Raw genomic sequence first — 16943 nt, 5'->3', positions numbered from 1 at the left:
GGTGATCTACCTGCTGGAGGCCGAGGACGAACAGCTGCCGGTGCTGCGCGAACGGCTCGGCCGGCTCGGCGACTCGCTGGCGATCGGCGGGTCCGGGTCCGGCGGCAGCGGGGTGGGGCTCAGCGGGTCGGGCGGGTCGGTCGGCCGGGGCGGCGCGTCCGGCGGTTCGGGCGGCCGGACGTCCGGGTCGACGGGCATCGGGATGGTCGCGGCGGGTGCGGCGGCCGTCGTGGGTGCGGTGGGCGCGGGCGCGGCGGGTGTGACGGGTGCGGGCACCGGGATCACCTCCCCAGGGCGTGCGCGAGCTCGCTCTTGTTCATCTTCGAACGGCCCTTGACGCCGCGCTGCCGCGCCTCGTTGTACAGCTGGTCGTACGTCGGACCCCCGGGCCCCTGGTGCGAGCGCTTGCCGCCCCGGTGTCCGGAGGAGACGTCGTGGGTGGAGCTGCGGCTGGCCGTCCGGCTCTCGCCGTGCCGGGCGCGCTCCTTGTTGACGGTGCGGGCGGCGATCTCGGTGGCTCGCTTCTCGCTCGCGCCGCGCTTCAGCTCGCCCTCCTTGATGTGCTCGTACTGGCGCTCCCGCTTGGGGCTCGATCCGGCGGGCATGGTGGAACTCCTTCCGTCACCGGGTGGGTCACCGGCGCGCATACCCGCCGTCCGGCGGGCAAACCGGGCCGATCGGGTCGATCCGCGGAATCCGGTTCGGAACGGGCGGGCTGGGTACAAGTAGAACGCCACGTCGAGCGCGCACCGCCCGGCGGGGCCGACCCGCAGGGGTCGCCACGTCACCTCGTGTGACACGTCACGGCACGTGAGCCGGGGCCGCAGGACCGAGTGTCCGCGGCCGTGCGCCGCGTGTCGGGAGCCGTCGCCTGAAGAAGCCGGGTTCCACGGTTCTCGCCCGCCCCGCCGCCGCCACCGCGCGTGCGGCCCGCCGAGCCGCGGACGGTCCGCACCGTCCGGCGCGCGGCGTGCCCGCACCGCCCGGGCCGCCGGGGCAGGCCCCTACCGCACCCGGGAGATGACTCCCCGTGACCACCACGTCCACCACCACCGGCGCCACCGCCGGGCGGACCGGGGGCGGGACGGCCGAAGCCGACCCGCTGCGCCGGCCCACCCGGAGCGAGATGCGCGCCATGGGCAAGTACGAGGCGCGCCGGCTCAGCGACGCGCTGTTCCACCGGCTGGCCGGGCTGCCGCCCGAGGACCCGGCCCACAGCTACGTCCGGGGCACCGTGATCGAGCTGAACATGCCGCTGGTGCGCTTCGTCGCCGCCCGGTTCCGGCACCGCCCCGAGGACCTGGACGACATCGTCCAGGTCGGCACCGTCGGCCTGATCAAGGCCGTCGACGGCTTCGACCCGGACCGCGGCGTCGAGTTCGTCACCTACGCGATCCCCACCATCTCCGGCGAGATCAAGCGGTTCTTCCGCGACACCTCCTGGCCGCTGCGCGTCCCGCGCAGCGTGCAGGAGCGCTACCTGGCGGCCGTGCACGCCTCCGACCGGCTCGAACAGACCCTCGGCCGGCTGCCCGACACCGCCGAACTCGCCGAGGAGCTGGACGTCACCGAGGAGGAGGCCGCCGAAGGGCTGGAGGCCGGGCGGCTGTGCCGCTGCGACTCGCTCGACTCGCTGCGCGAGGACGGCCCCGACGACCCCGGCAGCGCCCTGGTCAACCGGCTCGGCAGCTGCGACCCCGAACTGGAGGTCGCCGAACTCCGGGTGATGGCCAAGCCGTTCCTCAACCGGCTGCCCGAACGCGAGCGCACCGTCCTGCTGCTGCGGTTCTGGGGCGGACTCACCCAGAGCGAGATCGCCGCCGAGATCGGCGTCTCCCAGATGCACGTCTCCCGGATCCTCGCCGCCACCCTCACCGGACTGCGCGAGCACATCGAGGGCACGACCGCCGGCAAGGCCGAGGGGGAGGGCGACGGGACGGCCGACGGGCCGGGCCGGGCCGGGGCCGCCGATTGAGTTGCGGGCCGGTCGGGTAGCCGCGACACCGGCCGGGTGGCCGGGACCCGACGGCGGCCCCAGGGTGAAAGGCCCCGGGTGCAAGGTCCCGGACGGAAGGCCCCGGCACCGTACGGCAGGAGGTGTTCGAGTCGTGGACGCACTACCGGGCGCGGATCCCGGCGCCCCGCTCACCGTCGCACTGGACAGCCCCGGCGGGGCGCTGGTGGTACGGCCCGAGGGCGAACTCGACCACGACAGCGTCGGCCCGCTGCGCGAAGCGCTGGAACGGGCCGTCGCCGACCCGCCCGGACGGCTGGTGGTGGACTGCGGCGGCCTGGGGTTCTGCGACTCCACCGGCCTCAACCTGCTGCTGCGCGCCCACGCCGCCGCCCTCCGGGCCGGCCTCCCGCTGCTGCTGGCCGCGCCCGGACCGGTGGTCGCCCGGATGCTGGAGATCACCGGCGCGGACGAGGTGCTGGACGTCCGCTCCACCGTGGCGGACGCGCTCGCCGCGCCGCTGCCGGGGGCCGGCGCCGACGGGGCCGACGGGCCCGGGACCGGGGTCGGCGGGACGGGAGCCGGCGGGGCCGGGACCTGGGCGGGAGCGGGAGACGCGGGCGGGACGGACGACGCGATCGGGGCCCCGTGATGACCGAGCAGCCCGCCTCCCGCGCCCACCCCGCCGACCCGCCGCGAACCGGGGCCGACCGGCGCAGCCTGCCGCTGACCGCCGTGCCGGGGACGGTCGCCCGGGGGCGGGAGTTCACCCGGCTCGCGCTGCGGGCCTGGGGCTGGCTGCCCGGTCCGGACCCCGCCGTCCGGGCCGTGGCCGAGGACGTGCTGCTGATGACCAGCGAGCTGGTGACCAACGCCTGTCAGCACGCGGCCGGCCCCTACCTGCTGGAACTGACCAGGTACGGGCCGCTGGTGCGGGTCGCCGTGCGGGACGCCGACGACCGGCCGCCGGTGCTGCGCCCGCCCCGGGTGCCCGCCCGGCCCGGCGGGCACGGGCTGCGGGTGGTCGACCGGCTGGCGACCGCCTGGGGCAGCGAGCCGCTGGTCGGCGGCGGCAAGACGGTGTGGCTGGAGGTGGTCCGGCCTCCGGCGGAAGCCTGACCCCGGAGGTGCCACAGTGGAAGCAAGCGTGGAAGCAGGCAGCGGCCCCGCCCGCCGGGGCCGGGCCGTCCTCTCGGAGCCGAGGTGGTGGTCGCGTGGAGAGCACACCGGACCCCGGACGGCCGCACCGGCTGCCGCCCCCGGACCGCCCGGACCGTTCGGACCGGAGCCGGGGGCTCGACGGGGAGCACGCCCGGGCGGCCGAGCCCCTCCCGGACGCCGAGCCCGACGGCCGGGCGCTGCGCCGGCTGCTGGCGGGCCTGACCGCCGTCCGGGACGGCGACCTCGCGTTGCGGCTGCCCGACGCGCCCGGTGTGCTGGGCGAGATCTCCGGCGTGTACAACGACATGGCGGAGCGGCTGGCCCGGCTGAACGCCGAGGTGACCCGGGTGGCCCGGGAGGTCGGCACCGAGGGCGTGCTCGGCGGGCAGGCGGAGGTGCCGCAGGCGCACGGCGCGTGGCGGGAGCTGACCGACAGCGTCAACGCGATGGCGGGCAACCTCACCACCCAGGTCCGCAACATCGCGCAGGTGACCACGGCGGTGGCCCGGGGCGACCTGACCCGGAAGATCGACGTAGACGCCCGGGGCGAGATCCTGGAGCTCAAGGACACCGTCAACACCATGGTCGAGCAGTTGAGTTCGTTCGCCGCCGAGGTGACCCGGGTGGCCCGCGAGGTGGGGACGGAGGGGATCCTGGGCGGGCAGGCGGACGTCCGGGGGGTCTCGGGGACGTGGCGCGACCTGACCGACAGCGTCAACTTCATGGCGGGCAACCTGACCGCGCAGGTGCGTTCGATCGCCCAGGTCGCCACGGCGGTGGCCCGGGGCGACCTGACCCGGAAGGCCGACGTGGTGGCGCGCGGCGAGATCCTGGAGCTGAAGAGCACCGTCAACACGATGGTCGAGCAGTTGAGTTCGTTCGCGGGCGAGGTGACCCGGGTGGCCCGCGAGGTGGGGACGGAGGGGATCCTGGGCGGGCAGGCGGACGTCCGGGGGGTCTCGGGGACGTGGCGCGACCTGACCGACAACGTCAACGTGATGGCGTCCAACCTGACCGGCCAGGTGCGTTCGATCGCCCAGGTCGCCACCGCGGTGGCCCGGGGCGACCTGTCGCAGCGCGTCACCATCGAGTCGGAGGGCGAGGTCGCCGCGCTGGCCGGGGCGTTGAACGCCATGGTGGACACCCTGTCGGCGTTCGCGGCCGAGGTGACCCGGGTCGCCCGCGAGGTCGGCACCGACGGCACGCTGGGCGGGCAGGCCCGGGTGCCGAACGTCGCGGGCACCTGGAAGGACCTCACCGACAGCGTCAACTTCATGGCGCACAACCTGACCTCGCAGGTCCGCAACATCGCGCAGGTGACCACGGCGGTGGCCCGGGGCGACCTGACCCGGAAGATCGACGTAGACGCCCGGGGCGAGATCCTGGAGCTGAAGAACACCGTCAACACCATGGTCGAGCAGCTGAGTTCGTTCGCCGCCGAGGTCACCCGCGTCGCCCGCGAGGTCGGCACCGAGGGGCGGCTCGGCGGGCAGGCCGAGGTGGAGGGCGTCTCCGGCACCTGGAAGCGGCTCACCGAGAACGTCAACGAGCTGGCCGGGAACCTGACCCGGCAGGTCCGGGCGATCGCCGAGGTCACCGGCGCGGTCACCGCGGGCGACCTGACCCGCTCGATCACCGTGGACGCCTCCGGCGAGGTCGCCGACCTCAAGGACAACATCAACGTGATGGTCGAGTCGCTGCGCGAGACCACCCGGGCCAATCGCGAACAGGACTGGCTCAAGACCCACCTGGCCCGGCTCACCGCGCTGATCCAGGGACGGCGCGAACCGGCCGCCGTGGCCGAGCTGCTGATGGACGAGCTGTGCCCGCTGCTGGACGCCCAGTACGGCACCTGCTACCTCGCCGAGGACACCGACGACGGCACCGTGCTGGTCCGGGCCGCCGCCTACGGCCACCACCACGCCGACACCCCGCGCCGGTTCGGTCTCGGCGAGTCGCTGATCGGGCAGGTCGGGCGCAGCCGCCGCCCCATCGCGATCGGCGAACTCCCGCCCGGCTACGCCGAGATCGGCTCCGGACTGGGCTCGGCCACCCCCCGCGAACTGCTGATCCAGCCGGTCACCATGGAGGACAAGCTGCTCGGCGTGGTCGAGGTCGCCACCCTGCACCACTTCACCGACCTGCACCGGGACTTCCTGGAGCGCCTCGCCCAGGACATCGGCACCACCCTGGCCACCCTGCTGGCCAACGCCAGGACCGACGAACTGCTCCGCGAGTCCCGCCGCCTCACCTCCGAACTGCGGGCCCGCTCCGAACAGTTGGTCGACGGCCAGGAGGAGCTGCGGCGCTCCAACGCCGAACTCGGCGAGAAGGCCGAACTGCTGGCCGCGCAGAACCGCGACATCGAGGCCAAGAACCTCCAGATCGAACAGGCCCGCCGCGAACTGGAGGAACGCGCACGGCAGTTGACCCGCACCTCGATGTACAAGTCGGAGTTCCTGGCCAACATGAGCCACGAACTGCGCACCCCGCTGAACAGCCTGCTGATCCTGGCCCAGCTGCTCGCCCAGAACACCGAGGGCAACCTGAGCGGCAAGCAGGTCGAGTACGCCGAGGTGATCCGCTCGGCCGGGTCCGACCTGCTCCAGCTGATCAACGACATCCTCGACCTGTCGAAGGTCGAGGCGGGCAAGCTCGACGTCACCGTCGAACCGTTCGAGCTGCGCGAACTGCTCGACTACGTGGACACCACCTTCCGCCCGCTGGCCGCCGAGAAGGGACTCGACTTCCGGATCACCACCGGGCCCGGTGCGCCCGAGCACCTCTACACCGACCAGGCCCGGCTGCGCCAGATCCTGCGCAACCTGCTGTCCAACGCGGTCAAGTTCACCGACCGGGGCTTCGTCGAACTCGCCGTCGAACCCGCCCGGCCCGGCGAACTGCCCACCGAGCGGCGCGACCTGGCGGCCGTCGCGTTCCGGGTCCAGGACTCCGGGATCGGCATCGGCGCCGACCACCTGGAATCCATCTTCGGCGCCTTCCAGCAGGCCGACGGCACCACCAGCCGCAAGTACGGCGGCACCGGCCTCGGCCTGTCCATCAGCCGCGAACTCGCCCGGCTGCTCGGCGGCGCCGTCAGCGCCGAATCGATCCCCGGCGAAGGCAGCCGCTTCACCCTGCTGCTGCCCGCCGCGCACCTCGGGACCGGAGCGGAGACGGACACCGGGGAGGACACCGCCGCCGCGCCCAGGGGCGGGGAGCGCCGCATCCTGGTGGTCGAACCCGACCCGCCCGGCCTGCTCACCCTGCTCACCCGCAGCGGCGTCACCGGCCGCGACCCGGCCACCACCGTCGACAGCGCGGGCGGCCCCGACAGCGCTGTCGACGCCCTCGACCGCGCCCCCCACGACCTGGTCGTGCTCGACCTCGGCCTGCCCGAGGACGGCGCCCGCACCCTGCTCGCCGCCCTCGACCGGCGCGCCGACCCCGTCCCCGTCCTCGGCCACACCGGCGGCGCCGGGCGGCCCGTCCCGACCGCCGACCGGCTGGAGGTCACCACCGGCCTGGACGAACTGCGCGAACGCATCGCCCGGTTCACGACCGACGAGCGGCCCGGTGAGCGGCCCGGTGAGCGGCCCGAGCCGGGGGCCGGTTCGGGGAGCGGCCGGGAGGCCGCCCCGGCGCCCGTCGGCCGGCTCACCGGACGCACCGTGCTGGTCATCGACGACGACCCGCGCAACGTCTACGCGCTCAGCACCGCGCTCGAACTGGAGGGCGCCACCGCCCTGCACGCCGCCAACGGCCGCACCGGACTGGCCCTGCTGCGCGCCCACCCGGAGACCGACCTGGTCCTGATGGACCTGATGATGCCGGAACTCGACGGCTACGCCGCGACCACCGCCATCCGGGAGAGCACCGACCACGCCACCGTCCCGATCGTCGCCGTCACCGCCAAGGCTATGCCCGACGACCGGGCCCGCAGTCTCGCGGCCGGGGCCGACGACCACCTCACCAAACCCGTCGACGCCGACCAGCTGATCGCCACCGTGCAGCGCTGGGTGGAGGGTTGACGGCATGAACGATCCCAGGAAGCCGCCGGAGAACCGAGCCGGACCCGGCGGACCCGGCGGAGCGGATCCCGGCGGGCCCGGACCACACCCGACCGGCGGACCCGGCGGAGCAGACCCCGGCGGGCCCGGACCGCACCCGAGCGTGCGCCAGCTGCTGGCGCTGCGGCTGCGCGGCGCCCAGGCCGAGACCGAGGAACTGCGCACCGCGCTCGCCGCCCGCCCGCTCACCGCGCTGGCCACCGGCGTCCTGGCCGAACGCCTGGGCTGCGGACCCGCCGAGGCCGGGGCCCAGCTGCTCGCGCTCGCCGAACGCGCCCACCTCGGCCCGCAGGAACTCGCCGCCGACATCCTCACCACGCTGCCCGCCGCCACCACCGGCAGCACCACCGGGCCCGGCCCGGCCCCGCCCGCCCCGCCCACCGCACCGCCCGGCCGGCCGCCGCCCGTCGTCGAGGCCACCCTCACCCAGATCGCCGACATGCTCGGGGCCACCGCCGCCGTGCTGTGGACCGTCCAGCCCGGCGGCGCCCTGCACCCCGCCGCCGCACCCGGCTTCACCGAGACCGAGCGCACCGCCTGGCGGCACGTCCCGCCCGGCCTGCCCACCCCCGCCCAGCAGGCCCTGGCCGCCGGCGCCGCGCTCGGCCCCACCGGCCCGGTCAGCGCCACCCTCGGCGCCGACCGCGCCCCCTACCGCCTGGCCGTCCCGCTGCACCGCGCCGACGGCCCCGCCGCCGTCCTCGAACTCGCCTGGCCGCAGCGCCCGCCCGAACCCACCCCCGCCGAACGCCGCCGCCTGCGGGTCGCCGCCGAGGTCAGCGCCCTCGCCCTCACCGACCGCCCCGACCCCGCCCCCGCCGGCACCACGGCGGGCCCCGACACCGCCGCCCTCGACGCCGCCCTCGCCCCCGCCCTGCTGCTCGCCCCCGAACCCGCCACCGGCACACCCGTCGACTTCCGGATCGTCCGGGTCAACGCCGCCTTCACCGACCTCGCCGACCGCCCCCCGCACCGGGTCGAGGGCCGCACCCTCTCCGCCACCTACCCGCGCGCCTGCGCCGACGGCCTGCTCGACCTGCTGCTGCGGGTGCACGCCACCGGCCGCCCGCAACACGCCGACAGCCTCGCCCTGACCTTCCTCGCCGGCCAGACCCCCACCCCCGTCCTGCTGGAGTTCGCCGCCGCCCGCCTCGCCGCCCCGCCCGGCCACCTGCTGGTCAGCTGGCGGCCCAGCGGTGCCGACGACCGCACCGACCGGCTGCTGCGCACCGCCCAGCGCCTCAGCCACCTCGCCGGGTTCGAGGAGGACCTGCGCACCGGCGAGATCCACTGGACGCCGCGCACCGCCGACCTGCTCGGCCTGCCCCCCGGCACCGCCCCCGTCCCGCTCGCCGCGCTGCCCGCGCACGTCCACCCCGACGACGAGCAGAACGTCCGTCGGGTCGTCAACTCGGCCGTGCAGAACGGGCGTTCCGACTCCACGGTGTTCCGGATGCGGCACCTCAGCAGCTACACCCACTACGTCCGGATGGTCGCCGAACCCGTCCCCGACCCGAGCGGGCGCACCGCCGCCGTGCAGGGTGCCTTCCAGGACGTCTCCGCCCAGCACTGGACCGAGACCGCGCTCGCCGCCACCACCGAGAGCCTCGCCTCCACCCGGCAGGAGGCCGCCGAACGCCACCTGCTCGCGCTGCGCCTGCAACAGGCCATCCTGCCGCCCGCCCCGCCCCCGCTGGAGAGCGCCGGACTGCGCGCCGCCGTCCGCTACCGGCCCTCCTCGCAGCGCGACCGGGTCGGCGGCGACTGGTACGACACCACCCTGCTGCCCGACCGCACCGCGCTGCTGGTGGTCGGCGACATGGCCGGGCACGGCGTCGAGGCCGCCACCGGCATGGTCGCCCTGCGGCACGCGCTGCGCGGCCTCGCCCACACCGGCGCCGGGCCCGGCCGCCTGCTCGGCTGGCTCAACCAGGCCACCGCCGAGCTCACCGGCGCCGCCACCGCCACCGTCGTCTGCGCCCGCTACCACCCCGACACCCGCACCCTGCACTGGGCCCGGGCCGGCCACCTCCCGCCCGTCCTGCTGCGCGACGGCACCGCCCGCCCGCTCCCGATGCCGCACGGCATCCTGCTCGGCGCCGCCGAGGACCCCGACTACCAGGAGCACCACCTCGCCATGCGCCCCGGCGACGTCCTGCTGCTCTACACCGACGGCCTGATCGAACGGCGCGACCGGTCCGTCGAGGAGCCGCTCGAACAGCTCGTCCGCACCCTCGCCGAACCCGCCGCCGACCTGGACGCCCTGCTCGACCGCGCGCTGGCCACCAGCACCGCCGACACCGACGACGACACCTGCCTGATCGCCGTCGAGGTCCTCGCCCCGGACCCGGACGAAAACGTTTGAGACGGGACGAACCGGTCAGACGCCCGGCAGACCCACAGCGGGTCGGCGGCCGCCGTCCGTCCCCACTCGACGGCCGCCCGTGGACCGAGGAGGTGACCACCGTGCTCGCGATGCTGTTGGTGCTCCTGCTGATCATCATCCTGTTCGGTGCGGGATTCGCCGTGAAGGTGCTGTGGTGGATCGCGCTCGCCGTGCTGATCATCTGGCTGATCGGCTTCTTCGCCCGGGGTGCCGGGACCGGTGGCAGCCGTTCCCGCTGGTACCGATGGTGACCTGCCCGGCCACCGCCCGCAGCCGCTGACGAGACAGCCGCTGACGAGACAGCCGCTGAACGAAACAGCCACTGAACGAAACGGAGGAGAACGCATGAGCATGGTCCAGGAGACCATCGAGGTGGACGTCCCCCTGCACACCGCGTACGACCAGTGGACGCAGTTCGAGGACTTCCCCCGCTTCATGGACGGCGTCGAGCAGGTCGTCCAGATCGACGAGCGCCACAACCACTGGCGCACCAAGATCGCCGGCGTGACCCGGGAGTTCGACACCGAGATCGTCGACCAGCTGCCCGACCAGAAGATCGCCTGGCGGACGGTCGGCGGCGACGTCCAGCAGATGGGCGTGGTCAGCTTCGCCCGGCTGGACGACTCGCGCTGCGAGGTCCGGCTGGCGATGGACTACGACCCGCAGGGCATGGCCGAACGCGCCGCCGACACCCTGGGCATGATCGACCGCCGGGTCCGCGGCGACCTCGACCGCTTCAAGTCCTTCATCGAGGAACGCGGAGTCGAGAACGGCGGCTGGCGCGGACGGATCACCCCCGCCTGACCCGCGCCCGCCGCACCCTCGCGCCGCCCCGCACCGTTCAGCGGGGCTGCGCGCGCCTGCGCGTCCGGGGGCGGGTCCGGGCGGCCGGGCGTCCGGGGGCGGCCGCGGGTCCGGGGCGTCCGCGGGTTCAGTCGAACGGGTGAATTCGAGGGCGGGTCGGGTGGCGCTCCCGGGCGGCGGGTGCCCTGGCCCGGAGGCGGGAAACCCGGGTCCGGGGCGGCAGGCGACCGGTGGCGGCCGGTTGAAGCCGGTGCGCGGACGGCCCCATGATCGAGCTGGCCCCACTGACCCGCACCCGCTCCGGACGGTACGCCAACTCCACTCCTCCGTGGCCGACTTGAGGTGTCCGGTCGGCAGGATTCGGTCGGCGGGATCCGACCGGCCGGGTCCGGGCGACCGGGGACGCGGGAGAACGAGGAGGAGACCGACCGGTGATCGACTTCACGGTGCTGACCGACCTGGCCCGGCGCGAGGGCGTCGGGCGGATCGGCGTCGGCGTGCTGGTCCGCGACGGCTCCGGCCGGATCCTGCTGCTCCGCCGGGCCGCGCCCGCCGCGCCGCCCGCTCAGCGGTCGCCGTCCGAGCGGCGGTCGCCGTCCGAGCAGTGGGAGTACCCGGGCGGGGACGTCGCGGACGGGGAGGGCGTACCGGCGGGCGCGGTCCGGGAGTTGGCCGGGCGGACCGGGATCGAGGGCCTGCCGCTGGAGTACCTGCGGCACCTGGACGGCACCGACCGGCACGGCCGGCGGACCCGGCAGTTCGTCTTCACCGCGGTCGTCCCGGACGGCACCGCGGTGCGCCCGTCGCCGGAGCACGACGCGCACCGGTGGGCCGAGCCCGGGCGGCTGCCGCCCACCGGCGAGGGACAGCGGGCGGTGGTCGAATGGCTCACCGCCCGCCTGGCGCGGCCCGGTTGGCGGCCGGTCGGCGGGCACCTCACCACCGTCGACCGCCCCGGCGCGTACAGCTGCCTGCTGCTCACCGACCCGCAGGGGCGGGTGCTGGGGATGCGCTCCGCCGCCGACCCGGACGTCTGGGACATCCCCGGCGGCAACGTCGACCCCGGCGAGACGCCGTTCGCCGCCGCGCTGCGCGAGACCGGCGAGGAACTCGGGCTCGACCTCGCCGCCGAGAACCCGGACGTGCTCTCCCGGCGCCGCCTGGTCGCCGTCCTGCACGAACGGGCCGGCACCGGGCACCCCGTCCCGTTCTGCGGCTACGTCTTCGACGGCGGCGTCCTCACCGCCGAGCAGCAGGCCAGGATCCGGCTGGACCCGGCCGAGCACACCGAGTGGCGCTTCGCCACCGCCCACGACTGGCGCGCCCGGATGGACCCGGACCGCTACCGGTGGCTCCTGCAGGTCCTCCGCGCGCACCGCTCCGGACGCGCGCTCTACCTCGAACAGCCCTGCCCCGAAGGCGAGTTCGAAGGCGTCCTGGTCCTGGTCACCGACCGCGACGGCCGACTGCTGATGCACCGGCGCGACGACGTCCCCGGCATCGCCTGGCCCGGCCACTGGACCCCGATCGGCGGCCTGCGGGAAGCCGACGAGACCCCCGAGGAGACCGCCGCCCGCGAGACCCGCGAGGAGGCCGGCATCACCATCACCCGGATCCGCCCCCTCCCCGGCCCGCACCACCCCCTGGTCCACCCCACCACCCGCGTCCTGCACGCCCAGTGGAACGGCCCCGACGCCGAACTGCGCCTCGGCGACGAGGGGACGGCCGTCCGGATGGTCCCGCTCGCCGAACTCCCCGCGCTGCGCGTCCCGCCCTACCTGGAGCACTACCTGCCCCGGCTCGCCACCTGAACCGCCCGCCCGGCCCCGGGCCGCCCGGTGTTTGCCCGCAGCGGGGACGGACAGCCGCGAGGGCATGGACACCTACCACGCTGCCGCCGACCGGCTGGACACCCCGGCGAGCTGGACGTTCCTGGACCCGGTGGCGGAGCGGATCGCCGCCCTCGTGCAGCGGCTGCCGCTCGGCCCGGCCCGGGACGTGCTGCACGGGGTGTGGCTCGGACACCCGCTGCACCCGGCGCTCGCGCAGGCCCCGATCGGCTGCTGGACGGCCGCGAGCCTGCTGGAACTGACCGGGGGCGACGAGCGCGCCGTGCGCCGCCTCACCGCCGCCGGACTCGCCGTCCTGCCACCGGTGCTGCTGGCCGGCTGGGTCGACTGGTCCCGGCTGCCGCCCACCCACCGCCGCACCGGACTGGTGCACGCCGCCGGGGCCGTCACCGCCGCCCTGCTGCACGCCTGCTCGCTGCGGGCCCGCTGCCACGGCCACCGCGCCCGCGGCCGACTGCTCGGCCTGGCCGGCACCGGCACCGTCGGCCTGGTCGCCGCGCTCGGCGGCCACCTGGCCTACCACCAGGCGGCCGGCGCCGCGCACGCCGAGGCCGAACCCCGGCTCGCCCCGTCCGACTGGCAACCGCTCGGGGCGACCGCCGACATCCCCCTCGGCGCCCCCGTCCGCCGCCTGCTCGGGGACGTCCCCGTGGTCGTGGTCCGCACCCACGACGACGGCTGGACCGTCCTCGCCGACCGCTGCACCCACATGGCGGCCTCGCTGTCCGGCGGCGAGGTCGTCGCCGGCTGCCTGGAGTGCCCCCTGCACCACTCCCGCTTCCGGCTCTCCGACGGCCGCCCGGCCCGCGGCCCGGCCACCGCCGCCCAACCGCGCTTCGAGACCCGCGTCCTGGCCGGCCGCCTGGAGGCCCGCCCGCACCCGGAGGGCTGAGCGACGGCCGGACGGGGGACCGGTACCGGCACGGGGCGCCCGGTCGGTCCGGGGGAGCGCGTGCCCAGGGGGGCGGGTCCGCGCGGTCCCGGCCGGCCGGGAGTCCGCGCACGCCGCCGGGGCCGCGACCGGTACCCGTGGTCGGCGCGGTCCGACGGACCGGCGCGGGTGTGCGGGCGGCCGCAGCGGGCAGACGCGTGCGCGGCGCCCGGACGTTCCGGGCGCACGACCGGACGACGGAGGTCGAGATGTCCGCACCGCAACACCGCACCGTCGGCGCCGGGGGCGACCCGGGCGTCATCGAGACCGACGTCCCGGCCAGACTGGACCGGCTGCCGTGGTCGCCCTGGCACTGGCGGATCCTGATCGGCCTGGGCACCGTCTGGATCCTGGACGGCCTGGAAGTCACCATCGTCGGCAACCTGGCCGCCCGGCTCGCCGAGCCCGGTAGCGGCATCGCGATCAGCACCGCCCAGGTCACCACCGTCGCCGCCGCGATCTACGTGGCGGGCGCCTGCTGCGGCGCGCTGTTCTTCGGCTGGCTGACCGACCGGCTGGGCCGCAAGAAGCTGTTCATGCTGACCCTGGCCGTCTACCTGCTGGCGACCGGCGTCACCGCACTGTCCTGGACGCCCTGGTTCTTCTTCGTCTGCCGCTTCTTCACCGGCTTCGGCATCGGCGGCGAGTACGCGGCCATCAACTCGGCGATCGACGAGCTGATCCCGGCCCGGGTGCGCGGCCGGGTCGACCTGATCGTCAACGGCAGTTTCTGGATCGGCGCGGCGCTCGGCGCGTTCGCCTCGATCGCGCTGCTGAACACCTCGCTGTTCGCCACCGACGTCGGCTGGCGGCTGGCCTTCGGCATCGGCGTGGTGCTCGGCCTGGTCATCCTGCTGGTGCGCCGGCACGTCCCGGAGAGCCCGCGCTGGCTGTTCACGCACGGCAAGGGCGAGGAGGCGGAGGAGATCGTCCGGGACGCCGAGGCGATCGTCGAGCGGGAGACCGGCGAGCCGCTGCCGCCGGTGGACGAGCCGCCGATCCGGATCCGCGAGCGCGGCCCGATCGGTTTCGTCACCATCGCCCGCACCCTGGTCTCCACCTATCCGCGCCGGACGATCCTGGGTCTGTCGCTGTTCATCGGGCAGTCCTTCCTCTACAACTCGATCACCTTCGGGTACGCGGTGATCCTCACCCAGTTCTTCGACGTCCCGGCGGGCAACACCGGCTACTACTTCGCGGTGATCGCGGTCGGCAACTTCCTCGGCCCGGTGCTGCTCGGCCACTTCTTCGACTCGGTCGGCCGCAAGCCGATGATCGCGGGCAGCTACATCGGCTCCGGCGTGCTGCTGTTCGGCACCGCCTGGCTGTTCCAGAACGGTTCGCTGAGCGCCGTCGGGATGACGGCCTGCTGGACGGCCGTGCTGTTCTTCGCCTCGGCGGGGGCGAGCGCCGCGTACCTGACCGTCAGCGAGATCTTCCCGCTGGAGACCCGCGCCCTGTGCATCGCCTTCTTCTACGCGGTCGGCACCGCGGCGGGCGGCATCTCCGGGCCGCTGCTGTTCAACGGCCTGGTGAGCAGCGGCGAGGTCGGCGACGCCACGCTGGCGTTCTGCATCGGCGCGGCCCTGATGACGGCCGCCGGGCTGGTCGAGGCGTTCCTCGGCGTGCGCGCCGAACGCCGAAGCCTGGAGTCGCTGGCCGCCCCGCTCAGCCAGGTCGAACGCGCCGACGCGACGGCCTCCTGAGATGTTCCCGCTCTGGGTGGTCCTCCGGCGGGCCGTGCGGTGGGCGGCGTGGTGGGCCGTCTCGCGGCTCGTGCGCCGGACCCTGCGGCACGGCGCCCGGTGAACCGGGCGGGGGCGCCCCGGATGGTCTCCGGGGCGCCCCCGCGCGCAGCCTGACGGTCCGTCAGGAGAACGTGAACCAGTTGAGGTTGACGAAGTCGGCGGGCTGGCCGCTGCTGAAGGTCAGGTACACGGTCTGGGCGCCGGTGATCCGGCTCAGGTCGGCCGGGACGGTCTTCCAGGTCTGCCAGCCGCCGGTGTTGCCGACGGCGAAGCTGCCGACCGGGGTGGCGGTGGGGCTGCCCAGCCGGACCTGGACCAGGCCGCTGACCCCGGCGGCCGCGCCGGAGGCCACCCGGGCGTCGATCCGGGTCGCGCCGGTGGAGCCGAAGTCCAGCGAGTAGCGCAGCCAGTCGCCGTTGGCCAGCCAGCCGACGTCCGTGCCGCCGCCGGTGTCGGAGCACGCCTCGGTCTGCGCGCCGGACTGGGCGGCGTACGACTCGGCCTGCACGGTGGCGAACGCGCTGCCGCCCCCGCCGCCGGGCGTCGGGCTGCTGCTGGTGCCCCCGCCGCCGCTGCCCGCCAGGCCGCCGACGGTGATCACCCAGCGGGTCGGCGCGCCGGACTGCACCTTGCCCTCGAAGTCGACGCCCGCCGGGTGGACGTCGTCGTACGGGAAGGCGTAGCCGAGGCCGTCGGGCGTGGTGGAGTGCAGGATCCGGGCGTAGTGGTTGGTGCGGGCCTGGGTGTAGAACGCGGCCGGGTTCTCGCCGGTGGGCTGGTTCGGGTCGCTGAGCAGCGTGGTGCGGTTGAACGCGGCGGCCAGCCGGGCGCTCAGGTTGCCCATCAGGTCGTTGCCGGTGGTGAACGGCGCGTCGCTGCAGGAGAAGATCGCCAGCGTGGACGGCTTGGCGAAGGACCCGGCGCCGGGGAAGGTGAGCGTGTTGCCGCTGACCCGGCCGGTGAACGCGCCCCAGGTGTACTGGGTGTCGATCCGCAGGTCGGTGCCGGCGTACTTGCTCCACACCTGGTCGACGTAGGGCTCGAAGTAGCCGCTGAACAGGGCGCTGTTGCCGCGGATCGCCAGGTTGGGGGCGAGCACCCGCAGGTCGGCGCCAGAGCGGTTGACCACCAGCCTGCTCCAGTCCGAGCCGTCGGCGGCGGACTGGGCGCGCAGCGCGGCGGCGACCCGGGCCAGGCCGTCGGAGGGCAGGCCGCGCACCGTCTGGGTGGCGCCGCCGGAGACCTCAAGCTGGAAGGCGATCGGCAGGCAGACCATGTCGACGAAGGTGATGTTGCCGAACAACTGGTCGTTGTTGAAGGTGAATTCGCAGAAGTCGTGCCGGACGTCGATGTTCGGGTCGGACGGGTTGACCACCGAGGGCAGGGCCAGGCCGCCGCCGCGGTTCATCAGGAAGGTGAGCTTTGCGCCGACCGAGAAGTAGATCCGGCCGCTGTCCAGGTGCGGCAGGGTCACCCGGCGCGGCGCCGCCCCGGAGGGGTTCAGCGCGATCGCGCAGTCCACGCCCAGCGGCGTCTGGTCGTTGGCCGGGTTCGGCGGGTGGTACAGGCTGGCGCCGTCGGACTGCAGGAAGGCCCAGCCGCCGCCGGTCGCCGGGTCGCGGCCGACCACGTACGCGTAGACGGTGTTGCTGCCGGTGGTGTTGGCCAGGTCGAGCGGCAGGGTCGCGGGCGTCTGCGCCTGGGCCTGGCCGCCGAGCGCCAGGTAGCCGGCCGGCAGGGCGAGCGCGGCGGCGGTCAGCAGGGTGCGGCGGGAGACCTTCGCCGCGTGACGGGGCGTCATGGTGTGGGGGAGTCCTCTCGGGTGGGGGAGGCCGTGCGGGTGCGGGCCTGCGGGGGCGGGGGGGCGGGCCCGCGAGCACAGGCCCGCGAGTACGGGCCGCGGGTCGGCGGGCCGGGGGCGCGGCCGGCCGGCGGTGGTGCGAGGGACGGGCCGGCCGCGCCGGGGGAGGGGCCGGTGGGGGCGGCCCGTGGTCGCGGGGTGCGGTGTCGGCGGTGACGGGGTGTCAGTGCCGACGTCG

At 75.2% G+C, this 16943-nt stretch carries 13 protein-coding genes; 10 read left to right on the top strand and 3 right to left on the bottom strand.

Features of this window, described 5'->3' with window-relative positions; all coding sequences use genetic code 11:
- Nucleotides 1-6: 6 nt before the first annotated feature.
- The gene (locus ACWEO5_RS22435; protein WP_452164064.1) at nt 7-276 is read right to left on the bottom strand and encodes a hypothetical protein; all 270 of its coding nucleotides are present in this window, start codon (nt 274-276) and stop codon (nt 7-9) included.
- 5 nt (nt 277-281) lie between these two features.
- Entirely contained in the window at nt 282-605 is a 324-nt protein-coding gene (locus tag ACWEO5_RS22430) for a plasmid stabilization protein (protein ID WP_344555905.1), read from the bottom strand.
- A gap of 425 nt (nt 606-1030) precedes the next feature.
- On the opposite strand from ACWEO5_RS22430, the gene ACWEO5_RS22425 reads away from it, so the two are divergent.
- The 10 genes from ACWEO5_RS22425 (at nt 1031) to ACWEO5_RS22380 (ending at nt 14862) form a co-directional block, all read left to right on the top strand.
- Entirely contained in the window at nt 1031-1975 is a 945-nt protein-coding gene (locus ACWEO5_RS22425; RefSeq protein WP_452164063.1) for a SigB/SigF/SigG family RNA polymerase sigma factor, read from the top strand.
- 133 nt (nt 1976-2108) lie between these two features.
- Nucleotides 2109-2606, top strand: a complete 498-nt coding sequence (locus ACWEO5_RS22420; RefSeq protein WP_452164062.1) for an STAS domain-containing protein — start codon at nt 2109-2111, stop codon at nt 2604-2606.
- The gene (locus ACWEO5_RS22415) at nt 2606-3073 is read left to right on the top strand and encodes an ATP-binding protein (protein ID WP_452164061.1); all 468 of its coding nucleotides are present in this window, start codon (nt 2606-2608) and stop codon (nt 3071-3073) included. Before ACWEO5_RS22420 ends, ACWEO5_RS22415 begins: the two co-directional genes overlap by 1 nt.
- A gap of 239 nt (nt 3074-3312) precedes the next feature.
- Complete coding sequence (locus ACWEO5_RS22410) at nt 3313-7146, top strand: HAMP domain-containing protein (RefSeq protein WP_452164066.1); 3834 nt, start codon at nt 3313-3315, stop codon at nt 7144-7146.
- A 142-nt stretch (nt 7147-7288) separates the two neighbouring features.
- Nucleotides 7289-9550 carry a SpoIIE family protein phosphatase gene (locus ACWEO5_RS22405; RefSeq protein ID WP_452164060.1) on the top strand — a complete coding sequence of 754 codons (2262 nt, stop codon included), beginning with the start codon at nt 7289-7291 and terminating at the stop codon, nt 9548-9550.
- Nucleotides 9551-9651: 101 nt separating this feature from the next.
- Entirely contained in the window at nt 9652-9822 is a 171-nt protein-coding gene (locus ACWEO5_RS22400; protein ID WP_452164065.1) for a hydrophobic protein, read from the top strand.
- Nucleotides 9823-9916: 94 nt separating this feature from the next.
- Nucleotides 9917-10375: an SRPBCC family protein gene (locus ACWEO5_RS22395; protein WP_344555915.1), complete on the top strand. Its 459-nt coding sequence runs from the start codon at nt 9917-9919 to the stop codon at nt 10373-10375.
- A gap of 431 nt (nt 10376-10806) precedes the next feature.
- Nucleotides 10807-12186, top strand: a complete 1380-nt coding sequence (locus tag ACWEO5_RS22390; protein ID WP_452164059.1) for an NUDIX domain-containing protein — start codon at nt 10807-10809, stop codon at nt 12184-12186.
- Between the two features lie 64 nt (nt 12187-12250).
- The gene (locus ACWEO5_RS22385) at nt 12251-13117 is read left to right on the top strand and encodes a Rieske 2Fe-2S domain-containing protein (protein ID WP_452164058.1); all 867 of its coding nucleotides are present in this window, start codon (nt 12251-12253) and stop codon (nt 13115-13117) included.
- Between the two features lie 248 nt (nt 13118-13365).
- Nucleotides 13366-14862, top strand: a complete 1497-nt coding sequence (locus ACWEO5_RS22380; RefSeq protein WP_452164057.1) for an MFS transporter — start codon at nt 13366-13368, stop codon at nt 14860-14862.
- 163 nt (nt 14863-15025) lie between these two features.
- Here the strand turns inward: ACWEO5_RS22380 and ACWEO5_RS22375 are convergent, their stop codons facing one another.
- A complete protein-coding gene (locus ACWEO5_RS22375; protein ID WP_452164056.1) occupies nt 15026-16705 on the bottom strand; it encodes a glycoside hydrolase family 64 protein in 1680 nt (559 codons plus the stop codon).
- Nucleotides 16706-16943: the final 238 nt, after the last annotated feature.

Source organism: Kitasatospora sp. NPDC004272, assembly GCF_053603035.1.
Note: the sequence above shows the minus strand (reverse complement) of the source record. Positions and strands in the feature narration are given on the sequence as shown.